The following is a 19,018-nucleotide window of genomic DNA, read 5'->3' as shown; positions in this document are numbered from 1 at the left end:
GTGAAGCCGGCCGGGTCAGGCGTCCAGCATGGCCCGGCCGAGCGGGGTCAACGTGTGCAGCACGGTGTTGCGGTCCCGGTGGCTGACCAGCAGGCCGGCGTTGCGCAACACGGTCGCGTGCTGACTCGCCGCCGCCGGTGAGATGTTGAGCCGGCGGGCCACCTCGCCGGTGGTGCAGCCGTCGTCGCTGGCCTGCAACACCGCCGCCCTCGTCCGACCCAGCAGCGCGGCGAGGGAATCGCGGCCGGCCGGACCAGCACCATCGGCCGCCGCCAGCCCGCCCAGCCGGTCCACCGGGTAGACCAGCACCGGTGGCAGCGCCGGGTCGAGCAGGGCGACCGGGGTGGCGGCGCAGAAGAACGACGGCACGAGCAGCAGACCTCGGCCGTCCAGGTGCAGCTCCCGGCTGTGCGGGTAGTCGCGGACCTCGAGCACCCCGTCCTCCCAGCGCATCGCCGGCCGGAGGCTGGTGAGCAGCCCCTCCATGCCGCCGTCGAGCAGGGCCCGGGCCCGGCGGGACCGGTCCGCCGCCACCGCGGACTGGATCCGGCTCCAGTACGGGCTGATCGCCAGCGACCGGTACTGCTCCATCGACTCGGCGAGGTGGCGCAGTGCCGGCGCTTCGCCCCGGGCCAGCGCGCTGGCCGAGGACGGCAGCGGGTTCTCGGTGGCCAGCACGCTCAGGTCGCGGTGCAGCCGCTGGGTCGGTGTGCTGCGGACCGCGTCCAGCCCGGCCTCGAAGCCGTCGACGCTGGCGTACGGGGTGAGGAAGTCGGGGAAGTAACCACGCGGCGGGCTCAGCGCGAAGAGCAGCCGGAGCTGGTCGGAGGCGGCGTCCTGGCGCAGCCCTCGGGACACTGCGCGCCGCCAGTTGTCCGTCAGCGCGTCACGGCCGCGGCCCTGCAACAGGTGCAGGCTGAGGACCAACTCCCAGACCGGGTCCGCCGCCGGCGCCACCCGGGTCCGGAGGATGTCCTCGCCAGAAAAGTGGATCTTCAGCATGCAGCGCTCCTGAGCCGCCGGGCAGGGGGATGCCGCGTGGCTGTTCGACTCTACCTGGCCGGCACTTATCTCCATCTTTAAGCCTGGACTGAAAAACCTCGACGCCTCCCGGGCCGGTTCGGCATGCTTCCAGTGCCCGAGCACGGCACGCACGCGTCACGCACGCGCGCGGCGCCGGGCACCGGGACCGGGGGAGGACCGGTGATCGGGCGGCACCACGAGGGTCTGCGGCCCTTGCTCCGCAGAGGTGCCGTCCGGTCGCCCCGTCGTCGAATCACATGGTGCCCGGCTCAGCCGACCCAGAGCGCGACGCGGTGGTCCTCGTCGGTGACGTAGAAGGACCGCCCATCCAGCTCGGCCAGCCCCTCGACGTGGTGCAACGGTGCCAGGTCTGCCACCAGCTCACCGGCGAGCAGGTGCCGGTCCGGGGCCACGACGCGCGAGTCACTCGCCGGCAGCCGGAACCGGACGTGCCGGGAGGCCACGTCACCCCCACCCGGATGATCGTCGAGCAGCACCGATCCCTTGCCCAGCGCGTCGATCGAGCCGATCACGGCGGCGTACCCGCCGTCCGAGGTCGGGGCGATCGCCCGGAAACCGGTCAGCGCGCCCGGCGGCGTCACCCCGGTCACCGCGTACGTCCCCACCGCCCGGGGCCAGGCCGGCTCCGCCACGAACATGCCCGGCACGCCGGCCACCTCGACCAGGATCGGCTCGCCAGCCACGGTGACCGGGAAGCGCAGCCCCAGCAGCACCGTGCCGGCCGGAGTGAAGGCGGCCGCCTCCACGTTCAGCGGCAGGTCGTCCGGGGCCAGCCGGCTCACCCAACTCTTCTCCCGGGCGGTCCCCCGGGCCAGGGTCTCCACGATGAACCGAGCCCGCACCCGCTCCCCCGGCGGCAACGGGGTCAGCGGCGCCGCGGCCAGCGCGTCGTTCACCGCCCGGTGCAGACGGAACCGGTTGCGCACCACGTGCACCGGCACCGGCCCGGACGCCGCGTCGTCCTCCCGGAACCGGGCCACGAAGGCGCGCCGGGGGCGCAGCGGACCGGCCTTGGAGCCGAAGTGGGAGCCGAAGACGTACACCCAGCCGTCGTGGTGGGCGAGCGCCTCGCCATCCTCGGTCCGGCCGTTCTCCACGCCGGCGTCCGCCGCGACATGCCGAGCCGTCCACTCGCCGTCGTCCAACTCCAGCAGCAGGGCCAGGCACCGCTCCACCGGTCCCTCGTCCAACACGGTCCAGAAACCGCGCCGGGCGCCGTGTGCGCGCAGCAACGCCGCCGACCGCACCGGCAGCAGATCACTGGCCTCATTGCCGGCCACCACGAATTCGAGGACTCGCAGGGTCATCGCGCCAGCGTACGGAGCGTGCGCTCGTAGAGTGGCGGCGTGCCCGACACTGCGCTCACCCGACCCGCCGCCCACCCGACCGACCCCGAGACGTACGCGGCGCTGCACGCCGACGCCATCGCGCTGCTCGACGGCTGGCGGCCCACCAGCCCGGCCGCTGCCGCCGCTCGGGACCGGACCCGCACACTGCTCGACGCCGGGCCCGTCACGATGAGCCGACCGCACCGCCCCGGGCACATCACCGCCAGCGCGCTGGTGCTGGACGCCACCGGCTCACGGGTGCTGCTCTGCCTGCACGGCAAGTTCGGGCGCTGGGTGCAGCTCGGCGGGCACTGCGAGCCGACCGACCGGACCCTGGCCGGCGCCGCGCTGCGCGAGGCCACCGAGGAGTCCGGGATCGCCGGCCTGCGCATCGACCCGGTGCCGATCGACGTGGACATCCACCCGGTGAGCTGCCAGGGCGGCTCCCTGCACCACGACGTCCGGTTCGCCGTGCTCGCCCCGCCCGGCGCGGTGGAGCAGGTCAGCGACGAGGCCGAGGCACTGGGGTGGTTCCCGCCGGACCGGCTCCCCGAGCCACTGGCCGGCGGGACCGTGCAACTGGTCGCGCCGGCCCTCGCGGCCCTCAAACGTAGCCCTCTTCGCCTCGCTCCTTGAGCTCGTCGACCAGAGCCTTGACGTCCTGGGCCCGGTCGCGCGGGCAGACCAGCACCGCGTCCGGGGTGTCCACCACGATCAGGTCATGCACCCCGAGGGCGGCCACCAACCGGCCGGACTGCGGCACCACCACCAGGTTGCTGCTGTCCCGCAGCAGCACCCCCGGCTTGGCGTCGGTGCCGAGCACCACGTTGCCCGACGCATCGGCCGGCAGCACCTCGCCGAGGGTGTGGAAGTCGCCGACGTCGTTCCAGCCGAAGTCGCCTGGCACGGTGGCCACCCGGCCCGTGGTGGCCGCGCCCTCCATCACCGCGTAGTCGACGGAGATCTTCGGCAGGGTCGGCCAGACCGTACCGAGCACGTCGTCCTGCTCCGGGGTGCCCCAGGCGGCGGCGATCGCATTGACCCCGGCGTGCAGGGCCGGCTGCTGGCGGAGCAGTTCGGCGAGGAACACGTCCACCCGCCAGACGAACATGCTCGCGTTCCACAGGTGCCGGCCCGAACGGACGTACGCCTCGGCGACCTCGGCAGCCGGCTTCTCCTTGAACTCGGCCACCGGACGCCAGGGGGCGCCCTCGGTCGGATCGCCAGTCTCCAGGTAGCCGTAACCGGTCTCCGGCCGGGTCGGGGTGATCCCGACCGTCATCAGCATGCCCTGCTCCGCGCCGCGGACCGCCTCGCGGACCGTCCGCACCCAACTTTCCGGGTCGCCGATCAGGTGGTCGGCCGCGAAGCTGCCCATCACCGCGTCCGGGTCGCGCAGCGCGATCACCGCGGCGGCCAGCGCGATCGCCGCGCAGGAGTCCCGGGGCGAGGGCTCGACCAGAATGTTCTCCTCGGGCAACCCGGTCAGCTGTCGGGCCACCGCCGCGACGTGCGCGGCTCCGGTGACCACGAGGATGCGGTCCGATGTGGTCAGCGGCGCGAGCCGCGCCACGGTCGCCTGGAGGAGCGACGCGTTGGAGCCGGTCAGCGGATGAAGGAACTTGGGGTGACCGGCGCGGGACAACGGCCACAACCTCGTGCCGCTGCCACCTGCCGGGATGACCGCATAGAGCATCCGCACATCATGCCCGACGGACCCCGGCCGGGTGGGCGGCTCGCCATCCGGGGGCCGGACGGTCACGAGCGGGCGCGGCTCCACGCGGCGATGTGCACCTCCGCGCTGGACTCCCAGGTGAACTCCTTGGCCCGGTCGAACCCGGCCTTCGCCAGGGACAACCGGCGCTGCTCGTCGTCCAGCAGGGCGGCCAGGTCGGTGCCGATCTGCTCCGCGTCCTCCGAGGTGTACGCGACGGCGTCGCCGCCCACCTCGGGTAGCGACAGCCGGGGCGTGGTCAGCACCGGGGCGGCGCAGGCCATCGCCTCCAGGATCGGCAGACCGAAGCCCTCGCCGTAGGAGGGGTAGGCCGCGACCAGCGCGCCGCCGAGGAAGCCGGGCAGGTCGGCGTAGCGCAGGTAGCCGGGGCGCAACAGCCGCAGGTGGGACGGGACCTCGGCCACCGCCCGATCGATGTCGTCGTCGTGCCCCTGACCCCCGGCGATCACCAGGGCGGGCGGATCGACCCGGTCGGCCACCGCCCGGGCCCAACCACGGATCAGGTTGGGCACGTTCTTGCGCGGCTCCTTGGCCCCGAGGAAGGCGACGTAGCTGCTGTTGCCCAGCCCCAGGCGGGCGCGCACCCGGGCCTTCTCCTCCTCGCTGGGCGCGTGGAAGGCGGCGTGGTCGACCCCGTGGTAGGCCACGTCGATCCGGGTCGGGTCGGCGTCGAGCAGCCGGATCAGCTCGTCCCGGGTGGCCTTGCTGGGCACGATCACCCGGTCCGCCCGGCGCAACGAGGTCTTGATGGCGCTGCGGAAGAAGGTCCGGCGGGACTTGTCGTAGTGCTCCGGCTCGGTGAAGAACGTCGCGTCGTGCACGGTGACCGTAACCGGACACCCGGCCCGCAGCGGGCAGGTGTAGAAGGGCGAGTGCAGCACGTGCGCGCCCACCTGCTGGGCGAGCAGCGGAAGGCCGGTCTGCTCCCAGGCGAGCCGCGCCGGGCGGTGCGCCACGGCGGCCGGGGCGGGGATGATCTCCGCGCCGGGCAGCATCCGGGTGTACCGCTCGAGGTCGGTGCGGAGGCTGACCACCGCCAGCTCCACCCCCGACCCACACACCTTGCCGAGGGCACCGAGCAGACCGTCGACGTATCGACCGACACCACCACGGTCGGCGGGGACACTCGTGGCGTCGATGAGCACGCGGGGCGGGCGACCGGCGGTCACGGGGCGACTCCTTGCACTGGCGGGTCTGTGGGGTACAACACTCCGGGGGCCAAGCCTACGCCGGAGCACGGGGGCGACGCTGACTGCGACCCGACGGTACGCCGACTTGTCATCGTCTTCGAGTACGGCCCACAGGGGCGTATCGTTCGCGCCGATGGCCGACAACATTGCCCGGGTGTTCGCCGACGCGATCGCGACCGACCCGACCCGACCGTTGCTGACCTGGTACGACGACGCCAGCGGCGACCGCACCGAACTCTCCGGCGCCACACTGGCGAACTGGGTGGCGAAGACCGCCAACCTCCTCGTCGACGAGGTCGCCCTCGCCCTCGGCGATCCGGCCGGCGTGCTCCTGCCGCCGCACTGGCAGACCGCGGCGGTGCTGCTGGGTTGCTGGTCGGCCAAGCTGAGCGTGGTCGACACGCCGGGCGACGTGGACGTGCTCTTCGCCGCCGCCGACCGCCTCGACGAGGCGCAGTCCTGGTCCGCTGGTGAGCGGTACGCCCTGGGGCTGTCGCCGCTCGCCGCCGCGCTGCGGCAGGTGCCACCCGGTTTCGCCGACTACGTGGTCGAGGTGCGCCGGCACGGCGACCACTTCACCGCGCAACCCGGGCCGGGCCCCGCCGACGGTCCCCTGCTGGCCCGCGCCGAGACCCGCGCCGTGGAGCTGGGCATCACGCCCGGCGCCCGGATCCTGGTCGACGCCGCGACGTACCCCGACCCGGTGGACTGGCTGCTGGCACCGCTGACCCGGGCCGCCACCGTCGTGCTCTGCGCCAACCTCGACCCCGCCCGGCTGCCCGCCCGACTGACCGCGGAACAGGTCACCCACCCGCTCCCGTGACCCACCCACCACCCGCCAGTGGTCAGGCTGGGGTGTTGTTGGGGGCGCGGCGTTGGGCGAAGGCGGCGAAGGCCGTGAGGGACTCGGGATTGGCCAGAGCGCCCTTCGCGGCCGCCGAGTCGACCGGGGTGCCGGTGAGGATCTTCTTGACCGGGACCTCCAGCTTCTTCGCCGAGAGGGTGCGGGGCACCGCGCGTACCTGGTGGATCTCGTCGGGCACGTGCCGGGGGGACAGGGCCGTACGCAGCTCGCGGCAAATCTTCGCGCGCATCGGGTCGTCCAGCTCCAGACCCTCGCCGAGCACCACGAAGAGCAGCAGCTCGCCGGCGCCGCCCTCGTCGTCCTCCAGGTGCACGACGACCGAGTCGACCACCTCGTCCAGCCCCTCGACCACCGAGTAGAACTCGGCGGTGCCCAGCCGCACCCCACCACGGTTGAGCGTGGCGTCCGAGCGTCCGGTGATCACGCAGCCGCCCCGGTCGTTGATGGTGATCCAGTCGCCGTGCCGCCAGACGCCCGGGTAGACGTCGAAGTAGGCCTCGCGGTAGCGGGTGCCGTCCGGGTCGTTCCAGAAGCCCACCGGCATGCTCGGCATCGGTTCGGTGATCACCAGCTCACCCAGCTCGCCGATCACCGGGGTGCCGTCTGCGGAGCGAGCCTCCACCTTGGCCCCCAACGCCCGGCAGGCGATCTCGCCGGCGTACACCGCCAGCAGCGGCACCCCGCCGACGAAGCCGGTGCACACGTCGGTGCCGCCGGACAGGGACTGGAGCTGGAGGTCGTCGCCGACGGTCTCGTACACCCAGGTGTAGCCCTCGGCGGGCAGTGGCGCGCCGGTGGAGCCGACGCCGCGCAGCGCGGACAGGTCGGCGACCTCCCGCGGCACCAGCCCGGCCTTGCGGCAGGCCAGCAGGAACGGCGCGGAGGTGCCGAAGTACGTGGTGCCGGTCTCCGCCGCCAACCGCCACAGCCCGCCCAGGTCGGGGTGGCCCGGGTTGCCGTCGAAGAGCACGATGGTCGCGCCCACCGCCGGACCGGAGACCAGGAAGTTCCACATCATCCAGCCGGTGGTGGTGAACCAGAAGAACCGGTCGGCCGGGCCCAGGTCGTGATGCAGGGCGAGCATCTTCAGGTGCTCCAGCAGGATGCCGCCGTGGCCGTGCACGATCGGCTTGGGCAACCCGGTGGTGCCTGAGGAGTAGAGCACGTACAGCGGGTGGTCGAACGGCACCGGCGTGAAGGTCAGCGGCTCGTCGGTGGGCGCGGTCAGGTCGGCCCAGCCCAGCGCGCCCGCCGCAAGGTCGCCCACCGGGTCCAGGTAGCCGATGCTGACGGTGTGCCGCACCGACGGTAGGGCGGCCCGGATGGCGGCGACCTCGGCGCGGCGGTCCACCGGCTTGTCGCCGTACCGGTAGCCGTCCACGGCGACCAGCACGGTCGGCTCGATCTGCTGCCAGCGGTCGGTGACGCTGCGGGTGCCGAACTCGGGCGCGCAGGACGAGAAGATCGCCCCGAGGCTGGCGGTGGCCAGCAGCAGGACGTACGTCTCGGGAATGTTCGGGGCGTACGCCGCCACCCGGTCACCGGCGGTGACGCCGAGGCGGCGCAGCCCGGCCGCCGCCCGGCGGACCTGCTCGCGCAGTTCGCCGGCGGTCAGCGTGACCGGCGCCCGGGTCTGCCCGTGCGCGATCACCACCGGGTCGCCGTCGGCGCGCCCCGGCATCCGCAGCACGTTCTCGGCGTAGTTCAGCGTGGCCCCGGGGAACCAGCGGGCCCCGGGCATCCCCCGCTCCGCCAGGGTGGCGGTCGGCGGGGTGTGCGCCATCACCTCGAAGTGGTCCCAGATGGATCGCCAGAACCCGTCCAGGTCGGTGACCGACCAGCGCCACAGCGCGTCGTAGTCAGCGAAGTCCAGCCCGCGGTGCTCCCGCAGCCAGCGCAGGTAGCCGCCGATCCGGGACCGCTCGCGTACGTCCGCCGGCGGCGTCCACAGCACGTCACCCACTGCTCCACCCTCCCCTGGCCCGGCACGACACTGTGAATGGGCCGTGGCGCCATCTTGCCCTACCTCGAAGCGCCATTCTGCGCACCGGGTACGGCCACCGACGCGTGCCCACCCCACACTCCACCCCATCCGCCCATGTGGGAAGCAACAAGGAAGGGCACCTTCTTAACGCCTGCAGTGGTACTTACACACCTCAGCCGGCGCGGTGCGCCTGGATGGCGCGGCGACGGGCGAGGCGGTGCGCGCGACGGATCTCGGCCTCCCGGTACCGGCGCTCGTCCTCCGGCGTCTCCGGAAGCACCGGGCGGACCGTCCGTGGCGCCCCGCTCACGTCCACCCCGACGAAGACCAGGTACGCGGTGGCCACCCGGACCGGCGCGTCCTCGGCCGAGTCCCACCGTTCGGCGACCACCCGCACGCCGACCTCCATCGAGGTCTGCCCGGTCCAGTTCACCTGGGCGTGCGCGTGCACCAGGTCGCCCACGCGGACCGCCTCGGAGAAGACGATCTCGTCGATCGCGGCGGTCACCGCGGTTCCGCCGCTGTGCCGGGCGGCTGCGGCACCGGCCACGTCGTCGACGAACTTCATCAGAACTCCGCCGTGCACGGTGCCGTACAGGTTCACGTCGACGGCGGTCATGATCTTGCTAAGGGTGACGCGGGAGTACGACGTCGGCTTGCCGGTCGGAGCGGCGGAGGGGTGCTCGGTCATGCCGGAAACGGTACGGTGCGCGGATGCGACATCTCTGGAGCTTCCTCGCCGGGCTGGTGGTGGTGCCCATCACGTGGGTGCTGGTCACACTCGGGCAGGACGGGTCGAGCCGGACGGTCGACCGCTGGGTGGAGATCGGCACGTTCAACACCGCCAACCTGATCGAGCCGGCCGTGTACCTCGGTGTCGGCGGTGTCCTGCTGGGCCTGCTCGGCACACTGCGCGTCTCGCCGTTGGGCCCGCTGGTGGCCGGGCTGCTGCTGGTCACCCCGTACGTCGGGATGTTCGTGGCGCCGTTCGAGGTGCGGGACGCGATCCCGCACGGGTGGAAGGTGCTCGGCGATCCGCTGCCGCTGCGGCTTCCGGTGGAGAACGGCACCCTCTTCCTGATCGGCCTGCTGCTGCTGGTAGCGGCGTTCAGCAGGCAACGTTGGCAGCAGTGGCCGCGGCCGGTGACCGAGCCGGCAACGGCAACGGCGCCGGCGGGTGGCCCCGGAAGCGACGACTTCACCCTGACCGACTGGCCGCCCCCCGAGCCCGCCGAACGTGACGCCACCCCGCCCACCCTGGGTTACCCGGCCGAGCCGACGCCGACCGACCCACTGCCCCGCCGGGTCGGTGGCGAGTCGCCGTGGTCCGCGCCGCCGCGCGGCCAGCCGCGCCCGGAGGACACCGAGATCCGTTGACCGTGGGGCGGGCCGGGCGACCGGCCCGCCCCCAACCCGGAGGCCACCGCTCGCGGTCAACCGGCGCCGGCCGCGCTAGTGCAGTGCGACGGCCAGGTCCGGGTCGACGACGCCGAGGTCGGCGCGGGGAACGACGAGGAGCATGACCAACGTCGCGGCGGCCATGCCGCCCGCGATCACGATCGCCATCGGTACGCTCCCGGTGCCGAACAGGCCGACCAGGGGCGCCGACAGCGCGCCGATGCCGAACTGCACGGCGCCGAGCAGCGCGGCAGCGGTCCCGGCGGCCTCGCTGTGCCGGGTCATCGCCAGTGCCGGCGCGTTCGGCAGGGCCAGGCCCGCCGCCGCCAGGACGAGCCACAGCGACGCGAGCAGCGTGCCCAGACCACCGAGGCCGGTCGTGGCGAACATGACCAGCAGCAGCCCGGCCGCGGTTCCGCCGATCAGGGCGCTGATCAGGATCTGCTGCGGGGTGTAGCGGCGCAGCAGCCGGACGTTGAACTGGGTGGCCGCGATCAGGCCGACCGCGCCCGCACCGAAGGCCAGCCCGAACTGCTGCTCGTCGAGGCCGTACTGCTCCTGGAGCACGAAGGACGACCCGGAGACGTACGCGAACAGTGCGGCCATGGCCAGCCCGGCGACCAGCACCAGACCGACGAACGCCCGGTCGTTGAGCAGCCGCCGGTAGTCCCGCATGGTCGCCCCCACTCCGCCGTGCCGCCGGCGCACCACGGGAAGCGTCTCCGGCAGCCGCAACGCGGCGACGACGATCAGCAGCGCGCCCAGCACGGCCAGCGCCGCGAAGACGCCCCGCCATTCGGTCCAGCGCAGCAGGCCGCTGCCCAGGGTCGGCGCGAGGATCGGGGCCAGGCCCATGACCAGCATCAGCCGGGAGAAGATCCGCGCGAAGGAGGCGCCGCTGAACAGGTCGCGCACGATTGCGGTGGCGACGACGGTGGCGGCCGCCACCCCGAGCCCCTGCAGTACGCGCAGCACGCCGAGCACGCCGATGGTGGGCGCGAACACGCACAGCACGGATGCCGCGATGTGCAGGGCCAGCCCGGCCAGCAGGGGCACGCGCCGCCCGATCACGTCGGAGAGCGGCCCGACCAGCAGCTGGCCCAGCGCGAGGCCGAGCAGCGTGCCGGTCAGCGTCAACTGCACCGCGGTCTCGGTGGTCTGCAGGCCGGCCGTGATGGCGGGCAGCGCCGGCAGGTACATGTCGATGGTCAGCGGCCCGATCGCGATCATCGCGCCGAGCACGAGGACGAGTTGGACCCGCTGGCGGTTGCTCATCAGGTCGCCGGGCAGCGTCTCCTGGCCGGCGACGGAATCGGGGCGGGTCTTCTCCACCAACTGCTTCATCATCTCGATTTCTCTGCGTGGCTTCGGGCGTCGTTGGGCGTGCCCGACGTTGGGCAGCGAAGGGGGACGAGGCGAGCGGTGGTGGCGGCGGACGATCGGGTTCTGTGATCCTGTCTTCCCCTAACGTCGCAGACCCGTCTGACATGGCGACTGTGTGGGGACTCACGTGCATACGCCGACCGCCCCACCGCCGGGCGGCGGTGGGGCGGTCGGGTTCGATCAGGTTGCGGCCTAGACGGTGCCGCTGAGCAGTTGCCGCGCCATGACGATCCGCTGCACCTGGTTGGTGCCCTCGTAGATCTGGGTGATCTTGGCGTCCCGCATCATCCGCTCGACGGGGTAGTCGCGGGTGTAGCCGTAGCCACCGAGCAGCTGCACCGCGTCGGTGGTGATCTCCATGGCGGCGTCCGAGGCGAAGCACTTGGCCGCCGCGCCGAAGTAGGTCAGGTCCGCGTCGCCGCGCTCGGACTTGCCGGCCGCGGCGTAGGTGAGCTGCCGGGCCGCCTCCAGCTTCATGCCCATGTCGGCGAGCATGAACTGGACGCCCTGGAACTCGGCGACCGCCTTGCCGAACTGCCGGCGCTCGGCCACGTACCTCTTGGCGTAGTCGAGCGCACCCTGCGCGATCCCGATGGCCTGGGCGGCGATGGTGACCCGGGTGTGGTCGAGGGTCCGCATCGCGGTGGCGAAGCCGGTGCCCTCCGCGCCGATGATGCGATCCGCCGGGATCCGCACGTTGTCCAGGTAGACCTCGCGGGTGGGCGAGCCCTTGATGCCGAGCTTCTTCTCCGGGGCGCCGAAGCTCACCCCGGCATCGGACTTCTCGACCACGAAGGCCGAGATTCCCCGGGACCGGGCGGTCGGATCGGTGACCGCGAAGACGGTGTAGAACTCGGAGACGCCGGCGTTGGTGATCCAGCGCTTCACTCCGTTGAGCACCCAGTGATCCCCGTCACGTACCGCGCGGGTGGTCATCGAGGCCGCGTCGCTGCCCGCCTCCGGCTCCGAGAGGCAGTACGAGAACATCGCGTCGCCAGCCGCCACCGGCGTCAGGTAGCGCCGCTTGAGCCCCTCGGAGCCGGCCAGCAGCAGCGGCATGGTGCCGAGCTTGTTGACCGCGGGGATCAGAGAGGACGAGGCACAGGCCCGCGCCACCTCCTCGATCACGATGGCGGTGGCCAGCGCGTCGGCGCCCGCGCCGCCGTACTCCTCGGGGATGTGCGGGGCGTGGAAGTCGGCCGCCCGCAGAGCGTCGTAGGACGCCTTCGGGAACTCACCGGTCTCGTCGGCCTCGGCGGCGTGCGGAGCCACCTTCGCCGTGCAGACCTCCCGGACGGCCTCCCGGATCGCCTCGTGCTCCTCCGGCAACCGGTAGACGTCGAACGACTCCCCTGCGGCCACGTTGGCCCTCCCCTTCACGGCTATCATGCGCAGTCTGTAGCTTCCCCTGACCGCGACCGCGCAGACTGAAGGATAACGACTGCAGTTCAGGTGGATGTTACCGGCGCGTAGGTACAGGCTTGAGGGAGCACCCACGCCGCTGAGCGATGATGGAAGACGGACAATGAGCCACCCCTCCGGTGCCCGGCCAGGCGCCGCAGCAGAATGCGACGCGACGAAGCGCCGCCAGTGCGAGCGGAGAAGACAGGCGTGACGATCCCCTATCCCACCATCCAGCCGACCCCCGCCATCGCCACGGTGACGCCGCCCTCGGGCGCGCCCCGTCCGCGGGTGACCTTCCTGGGGACCGGCTACCTCGGTGCGACGTACGCCATCTGCTACGCGGAGCTGGGGTACGAGGTGCTCGGGTTCGACGTGGACGCTGACAAGATCGCGATGCTCAACGCCGGTCAGGTGCCGATCCACGAGCCCGGCCTGGACGAGCTGCTCAAGCGGAACCTGGCCGCCGGGCGGCTGCGGTTCAGCACCGACATCGCGGAGACCGCCGAGTTCGGCGACGTGCACTTCATCTGCGTCGGCACCCCCCAGCGGGCCGACGGGATGGGCGCGGACCTGTCGTACGTCGAGGCGTCGGTGACCAGCCTGGCGCAACACCTGACCCGCAAGTCGCTGATCGTCGGCAAGTCCACCGTGCCGGTGGGCACCGCCGACTGGGTGGAGCAGCTGGTCGGCAAGCACACTCCCAACGACCTGGGCGTCGAGGTGGCGTGGAGCCCCGAGTTCCTCCAGGAGGGCTTCGCCGTCGACGACGTGCTGCGCCCGAACCGGATCGTGGTCGGCGTGAAGAGCGAGTGGGCCAACGGCATGCTCTACGCCGCGCACAAGGGCGTCTTCGACCTGGCCGCCACCGAGGACCGCGAGGTGCCCCTCGTGGTCACCGACTTCGCGACCGCCGAGCTGGTCAAGGTCGCCGCGAACGCCTTCCTGGCCACGAAGATCTCCTTCATCAACGCGATGGCCGAGGTCTGCGAGGCCTCCGGCGGCGACGTCACCCAGCTGGCCCGCGCGATCGGCTACGACCCGCGGATCGGCAACCGGTTCCTCCAGGCCGGCCTCGGCTTCGGCGGCGCCTGCCTGCCGAAGGACATTCGGGCCTTCCAGGCACGGGCGCAGGAGCTGGGTGCCGGCGAGGCGCTGCGCTTCCTGCACGAGGTCGACCTGATCAACCTGCGCCGCCGTACCCGGGTGCTCCACCTCGCCGCGGACCTGCTCGGCCGCCGCTCCGGGCCGGCCGGCCCGGACTTCTCCGGCACCCGGATCGCCGTGCTGGGCGCCACCTTCAAGCCCAACACCGACGACGTCCGCGACGCCCCGGCGCTCGCCGTCGCCGCGCTGCTGCAGAAGGCCGGCGCCGACGTGCACGTGTACGACCCGCAGGGCACCGAGAACGCTCGCCGCGCGGTCCCCGAGCTGACCTACGAGACCGGCATCAACGAGGCGGTCGCCAACGCTGACCTGGTCTGCGTCCTCACCGAGTGGGCCGACTTCCGCAACGCCGACCCGGTCGCCCTCGGCGAGCTGGTCGCCGGCCGCAAGGTGGTCGACGGCCGCAACTGCCTCGACTCCGCACTGTGGACCCAGGCCGGCTGGGAGTACCGGGGCATGGGCCGCCCCTGACGGATCCGACCCACCGGCCGGTCACGGAGCATCCCTCCCGTGGCCGGCCGGTGTCGTTGTTTGCCCCGGACCCGCCGACAAGTGTCGAAATCCGCGCCAGCTTTGGGCATGCTGCGACAGTGGGAGTCCACAGTGCGGGCGGAGGGGTGTCGTGGCGACCTTTCAGTGCTCCTCGTGCGGCCGGGAGATCAAGCCGGCCGTCCGCTGCCCGCACTGCGGGGCCGATCAGGCCCAGTGGGTCGAGCACCTGGCCGACATCGAGCGTTCGATCGCGGAGATGAAGGCGCGCGACGCCGCCATCGCCCGTGAGCAGCGGCAGATCGCCGCCAAGATGCAGGCGGCCCTCTTCCAGCGCGACATCCTCGCGCACGCCGGTGAGGAACGGCTCAAGCAGGCCACCCGGCCGCGCCGGGTGCTGCGCCGCCGTCCCGGCCGCCGGCCGCCGACCGCCGCCACCGGCGCCCCGCCCCGGGTGCCCCGTCAGGGCACCCCGCCCACCGCAGAGGACCCGCCACCGCCCCCGCCCCGGGCGTCCTGGCTCGATGCGGACGACCCGGAGCACCCACCGGAGGCGTCCTCCCGCGAGGTGCAGAACATCCCGCTCGGGCTGGGCGCGCTGCTGCTCGGGGTGGCCGCGGTGGTCTTCGCCGCCGTGGCGACCAGCTCGATGGACGCGCTGGCCCGGCTCGGCATCCTGCTCCTCGCCACGGTGCTGATGCTGCTCGCCCCGCCGGCGCTGGCTCGACGCGGGCTCACCTCGACCGCCGAGACGATCTCCGCGGTCGGCCTGCTGCTGGTGCCGCTGGCCGGAAACGCCCTCTGGGCGGTGGACCGGATCGGCAACGGCGGCGCCTCCGGCGCGGTCTTCGCCGGAGTGATCTTCGCGGTCACCGCCGCCGTCGCGTTCGGGTACGCCGGCTGGACAGGCCTGCGCACACCCCGGTTCGCCACCGTGCTCGCCGCGCAGCCGGTGCTGCCGCTGCTGGCGTACGACCGGATCACCGGGCCGGGCGGCTGGGCCCTGGTGCTCACCCTGGTCGCCCTCCTCGACCTCTGGCTGACCCGCACCGGGGTCACCGTGGAGCAACCCGTCCGGCAGGACCTGCCGGACCCGGGCACCCCGTCGGCGCCCCGGCAACGCAGCGCCGAGGGCCGGCCCGAGGGCGACCCGGAGGAGGCCGCCGAGCTGATCGATCCCGACCCGGGCGCCGCCGCCATCCTGCCGACCCGCCCGGTGCCCGGGCTGCGCGAGCTGATCTGGCTGCTCCACGCGGTGGCGGTCGCCGTCGCCCTGGCGTACGCGGTCACCGCCCTGCTCGGGGCGGAGACCGTGCCGGCGGCGACCGGCGCCGGGATGGTGCTGTTGCTGGCCGCCACGGTCGGACTGGGCGGCGCGCTGGTGCTGCGCCGCCCGCCGCTGCCCGACGTCGCGGCCGGCATCCTCACCCTGGCCGTGATCGGTACGCTCGGCCGGATCGCCTCGGTGGCGCTGCCCGGCCGGGCTCTGCTGCTGATCGCGGCGGTCATCACGGTGACCGGGCTGGCGGTGCGCGCGATTCCCGAGGCCGCCCGGCGAGGCCCGCAGGTCGCCTCGGCGGTGGCGCTCACCGTCAGCGGGCTTGTGGTCGCCGGGGGCGCGCTGCGCGCCGGCGTGGCCCCGGTCCGGGCAGCACTGCCCGCCTGGGGCGCCGACCTCGACCGGTACCCGGCCGAACTGGCCGCCGCGGTCGGCCCGACCACCTGGCAGCTCGCTGCCGCCGCGTTCCTGCTCACCATCGCCGCGGTGCTGGCCCTGCCCCCGGACATCCGCCGCGAGTTCGCCGTCGCCGGGGCTGCGCTCACCGCGCTGGCCGTGCCGGCCTCGTTCGGTCTCGGCTGGGCGTCGGCACCCTGGCCGATGGTGCTCACCGCCGTCGGCATCGGCGTGATCGGCCTCTCCGCGCGGACCAGCCGGGCCGCGCTGGCGCATGGCGTCGGGGCCGCCGCGGTGGGCCTGTTCGGTGCGGGCGCCAGCCTGGCCGCGCCGCCGCTCACCGCCGCGGCCCTGCTCACCCTCTTCGCGGCCGGCGCTCTGGTCGCCCTGGCACCCCGGGTCCGGATCGCCTCGGCCGCCGCCGACACGGTGACCGCCTGGGCCGCCGGGGGCGCCGCGTTCGCGCTGCCCGGGGCGGTCGCCGCGTTCGTGGCCGCCACCGTGCCCACCGACCCGACCCCCACTCCGGCCAGCCTTCGCGAGGTGACCGTCCCGGTCCTGGCGGCGAGCTTCCTCGCCGTCTGCGTGACCCTCGGCTACGCCGCTGTGGTGCAGGTGTCCCAGCGGCGCATCCCGGCGCCGCTGTCCGTCGGCACCGGGCTGGGCGCGCTGGTGGTCACCGCCGCCGCCTTCGGCGCGCCCGGGGCGACCGTCGCCGACGCCTGGGTCGGCGCCCTGCTGCTCGTCGCCGCCGTGCTGCTCTTCCTGGCACCGTCGATCGACGCCGGCCGCCGCTCCGACCTCACCCTGGACGGTTCGGACCTGGCCGCCGCAGCGGTCACCACCGCCCTGATCGCCACACTGGTCCGGATCGCCGCTGTGCTGACCCCGGGCGGTCAGTTGGCGGTCGCCGCCGGCCTGGTGCTGGTGGTCGCTGTCGGGGCCCGCGCCATGCCCGAGGAGTGGCGGCGCGGGCCGATTCTCGGCATCACCGTCGGCGGCCTGCTGATCGGCATACTCGCCGGCTGGACGGCGCTGCGCGGTGGGCTGGGCGTGCTGGCGACCCCCGGCCCGATCTGGGACGGCGACCTGAGCGGCTGGCCGGCCGCGCCGACCGGTGGCGCCACCTGGCAGGCCCCGGTCGCGCTGGTCCTGCTGGCCGTCGCCGCCGGCATCCTGCTACCTCCTCCGTGGCGGTGGGACGTGTCCGGCGCGGCGGTGGTGCTCGCCACGATCGGCGCCCCGACAGCGTTCGACCTGCCCTGGTGGTCACCGGTCCTGGTCGGCGGAATGGTCGCCACCGTCTACGGAATGGCCGCGGTGGCCACCGAGGAGGCCCGCGCCGGGTTGTCCCGGGCCACCGTGGCGGGAGTGGTCGCGCTGCACGCGGCCGGCGCCGGCCTGGTCCGGCCGTGGACCACCGCGCTGGCGCTGGGCAGCATCGCGCTGATCGGCGTGGTGGTGGCCGCGCTGGCCCGCGTACTGGCCGGCCCACAGGTCACCGACATCGAGACCGAGGGGATGCCACCGCACCTGGTGCAGATCGGCGGTGCGGCAGCCGGCGCCGCGCTGCTGGCCCTGCCCGGCTCGGTGGCGGCACTGGCCGCCGAGTTCGAACACTCAGCACAGGTGGTGCTGACCGCCGCGCTGGCCGCGTCCAGCCTCGGCCTGGCCGCCGTGGCCGCGGTCCGCCGGCACGTCCCGCAGTACCTGCCCTGGGTCAGCGTGGCCGTGGTCGGCGGGGCCACCATCAGCGCGCTCGCCGCCATCCCCACCGGCCTCGCCTCGGGCGTCTACGCGGCCGCCGCGGCGCTGCTCGGCGTACTGGCCGAGCTGATCCGCGCGGCCACCGTGCCCCCGACCGGGTCGGCCCAGCCGGTCCGGCGCTGGGCGGTGCTGCTCGACGGCGCACTGCGGCGGTTGCCCGACGACCCGGAGCGGCGCCGGTGGCGGGTCAGCCCGTCCGCCGGCGCGCTGGCCGCGGCAGCCCTGCCGACCGCCCTCGCGCTCGCCTCGATCGCACCCGCCCTGGTCACCGCCCTGGTCGAGCCGCACCGCGTGTTGACCCGCATCTGGCAGGGCCCGCCACCGGAACTGCTCGCCCCGCCGCCGGACGTGGTCGACCCGACCCACGTGCTGACCGCGCTGCTGCTCACCGCGACCGCGGCGCTGGCCGCCACCGGGTTCAGCGGCGGACGGCGGTCCCGAGCCGTGCCGGTGGTGCTGCCCGGTGCCGCCGTCACGCTGCTGATCGCGCCCATCGCGCTGGGCAACGGCTGGCCGGCGAGCGCCCTCGCCGCGCTCTCCGTCTTCACCATCGCGATGCTCGGCCTCGCACTGACCCCGCCTCCCCCGCTGGTCGAGCCGGCCCGCTCGCTGCGGCTGGCCCGGGTGCTGGTGTTCGTCATCGGCCTGGCCGCCGGTGGCGCCGGGCTGGCCGGCAGCCTGGCCACCCGGGAGTTGACCCTGTTCACCCTCGGCGGCGCGGTCGGCGTGGGCGTGGTGGCGGCGCTGTACGGCGCCACCCAGCGGGCCCGCATTCTCGGCTGGCTCTTCGCCTCGCTGATGGCGCAACTCTTCGTGCTCACCGCTGGCCTGGTCGCCGGGCTGGCCGCGGTCTGGTCGGCGTTCGGGGTGCTCGCGGTCGGTGCGGTCCTGCAGGTGTTCGCGGCGACCCTGCCCCGGCTGCGCCGCCCGGAGGCGCAGCGCGAGGCCGCGACCGTGGAGTGGAGCGGGTACGCGGCCGCGCTGATCGCGCTGGCCCTCGCCTTCGACTCGCCCCGGCACATCGCCGCCCTGCTGGCCGCCTGGGGCGCGGTGCTCGGGGTGGCGGCCACGCGACCCGGTCGCCGGCCGATGGAGCGGCGAATCCTGTTCTGGGCGGTGGTGGCCTGCGAGATCACCGCCTGGTGGATCCTGATGCGGGTCGCCAACGTGGCGCTGCCCGAGGCGTACACGCTGCCGTTCGCCGCGCTGGCCCTGCTGGTCGGGGTACTGGAGCTACGCCACCGATCGGACATGAGCAGTTGGGTGGCGTACGGGCCGGCGCTGGTCGCCGCGTTCGTGCCCACTCTGGCGATCGTGCTGGCGACCGAGTCCAGCACGCTGCGGCAGATGCTGCTGCTGCTCGGCGCGGTGGCGGTGCTGATCTTCGGCTCGTCCAGCCGGCAGCAGGCGCCGGTGATCGTCGGCGCGTCGGTCACCGCGATCGCCGCGATCCACGCGCTGTTCAGCCTCGGCCCGTGGCTGGCACTGATCCCGGTGGGCATCCTGTTGCTGATACTCGGCGCCAGCAACGAGCGCCGCCGCCGCGCCCAGGAACGCCTACAGACCGCCCTCCGCGGCATGAGATGAATTCG

13 protein-coding genes are annotated in these 19,018 nt (G+C 73.7%); 5 read left to right on the top strand and 8 right to left on the bottom strand.

Annotation, left to right across the window (positions count from 1 at the left end):
• Window positions 1-15: 15 nt before the first annotated feature.
• Both BUS84_RS27850 and BUS84_RS27845 read right to left on the bottom strand, forming a co-directional pair.
• On the bottom strand, window positions 16-1,002 hold the full coding sequence (locus BUS84_RS27850) for a winged helix-turn-helix domain-containing protein (protein ID WP_074316949.1): 987 nt from the start codon (window positions 1,000-1,002) through the stop codon (window positions 16-18).
• Window positions 1,003-1,292: 290 nt separating this feature from the next.
• Window positions 1,293-2,351: a hypothetical protein gene (locus BUS84_RS27845; protein WP_074316947.1), complete on the bottom strand. Its 1,059-nt coding sequence runs from the start codon at window positions 2,349-2,351 to the stop codon at window positions 1,293-1,295.
• A gap of 39 nt (window positions 2,352-2,390) precedes the next feature.
• On the opposite strand from BUS84_RS27845, the gene BUS84_RS27840 reads away from it, so the two are divergent.
• Complete coding sequence (locus BUS84_RS27840; RefSeq protein WP_084757612.1) at window positions 2,391-3,008, top strand: NUDIX hydrolase; 618 nt, start codon at window positions 2,391-2,393, stop codon at window positions 3,006-3,008.
• Here BUS84_RS27840 and BUS84_RS27835 read toward each other — a convergent pair.
• Both BUS84_RS27835 and BUS84_RS27830 read right to left on the bottom strand, forming a co-directional pair.
• The gene (locus tag BUS84_RS27835; RefSeq protein ID WP_074316945.1) at window positions 2,977-4,068 is read right to left on the bottom strand and encodes a mannose-1-phosphate guanylyltransferase; all 1,092 of its coding nucleotides are present in this window, start codon (window positions 4,066-4,068) and stop codon (window positions 2,977-2,979) included. The genes BUS84_RS27840 and BUS84_RS27835 overlap by 32 nt on opposite strands.
• A 62-nt stretch (window positions 4,069-4,130) precedes the next feature.
• On the bottom strand, window positions 4,131-5,276 hold the full coding sequence (locus BUS84_RS27830) for a glycosyltransferase family 4 protein (protein ID WP_074316943.1): 1,146 nt from the start codon (window positions 5,274-5,276) through the stop codon (window positions 4,131-4,133).
• A 154-nt stretch (window positions 5,277-5,430) separates the two neighbouring features.
• Here BUS84_RS27830 and BUS84_RS27825 point away from each other — a divergent pair, with 154 nt between their 5' ends.
• On the top strand, window positions 5,431-6,120 hold the full coding sequence (locus BUS84_RS27825; RefSeq protein WP_074316941.1) for a TIGR03089 family protein: 690 nt from the start codon (window positions 5,431-5,433) through the stop codon (window positions 6,118-6,120).
• Window positions 6,121-6,142: 22 nt separating this feature from the next.
• Here BUS84_RS27825 and BUS84_RS27820 read toward each other — a convergent pair whose 3' ends face one another.
• Entirely contained in the window at window positions 6,143-8,125 is a 1,983-nt protein-coding gene (locus BUS84_RS27820; RefSeq protein WP_074316939.1) for an acetoacetate--CoA ligase, read from the bottom strand.
• 193 nt (window positions 8,126-8,318) lie between these two features.
• Window positions 8,319-8,837, bottom strand: coding sequence for an acyl-CoA thioesterase (locus tag BUS84_RS27815; protein ID WP_074316936.1), 519 nt, complete (start codon window positions 8,835-8,837; stop codon window positions 8,319-8,321).
• A gap of 23 nt (window positions 8,838-8,860) precedes the next feature.
• Between BUS84_RS27815 and BUS84_RS27810 the strand changes: the two genes are divergently transcribed.
• Entirely contained in the window at window positions 8,861-9,523 is a 663-nt protein-coding gene (locus BUS84_RS27810) for a hypothetical protein (protein ID WP_074316934.1), read from the top strand.
• A 75-nt stretch (window positions 9,524-9,598) separates the two neighbouring features.
• Here the strand turns inward: BUS84_RS27810 and BUS84_RS27805 are convergent, their stop codons facing one another.
• Both BUS84_RS27805 and BUS84_RS27800 read right to left on the bottom strand, forming a co-directional pair.
• A complete protein-coding gene (locus tag BUS84_RS27805) occupies window positions 9,599-10,891 on the bottom strand; it encodes a multidrug effflux MFS transporter (protein WP_208869741.1) in 1,293 nt (430 codons plus the stop codon).
• Window positions 10,892-11,119: 228 nt separating this feature from the next.
• On the bottom strand, window positions 11,120-12,289 hold the full coding sequence (locus tag BUS84_RS27800) for an acyl-CoA dehydrogenase family protein (RefSeq protein ID WP_074316933.1): 1,170 nt from the start codon (window positions 12,287-12,289) through the stop codon (window positions 11,120-11,122).
• A gap of 249 nt (window positions 12,290-12,538) precedes the next feature.
• On the opposite strand from BUS84_RS27800, the gene BUS84_RS27795 reads away from it, so the two are divergent.
• Complete coding sequence (locus BUS84_RS27795) at window positions 12,539-13,966, top strand: UDP-glucose dehydrogenase family protein (RefSeq protein ID WP_074316931.1); 1,428 nt, start codon at window positions 12,539-12,541, stop codon at window positions 13,964-13,966.
• 151 nt (window positions 13,967-14,117) lie between these two features.
• A complete protein-coding gene (locus BUS84_RS27790) occupies window positions 14,118-19,013 on the top strand; it encodes an SCO7613 C-terminal domain-containing membrane protein (RefSeq protein WP_074316929.1) in 4,896 nt (1,631 codons plus the stop codon).
• Window positions 19,014-19,018: the final 5 nt, after the last annotated feature.

The organism is Micromonospora cremea (genome assembly GCF_900143515.1).
GTDB classification, from domain to species: domain Bacteria; phylum Actinomycetota; class Actinomycetes; order Mycobacteriales; family Micromonosporaceae; genus Micromonospora; species Micromonospora cremea.
The sequence above is the reverse complement of the archived record's forward strand: the minus strand, read 5'-3'. Positions and strand labels throughout refer to the sequence as shown.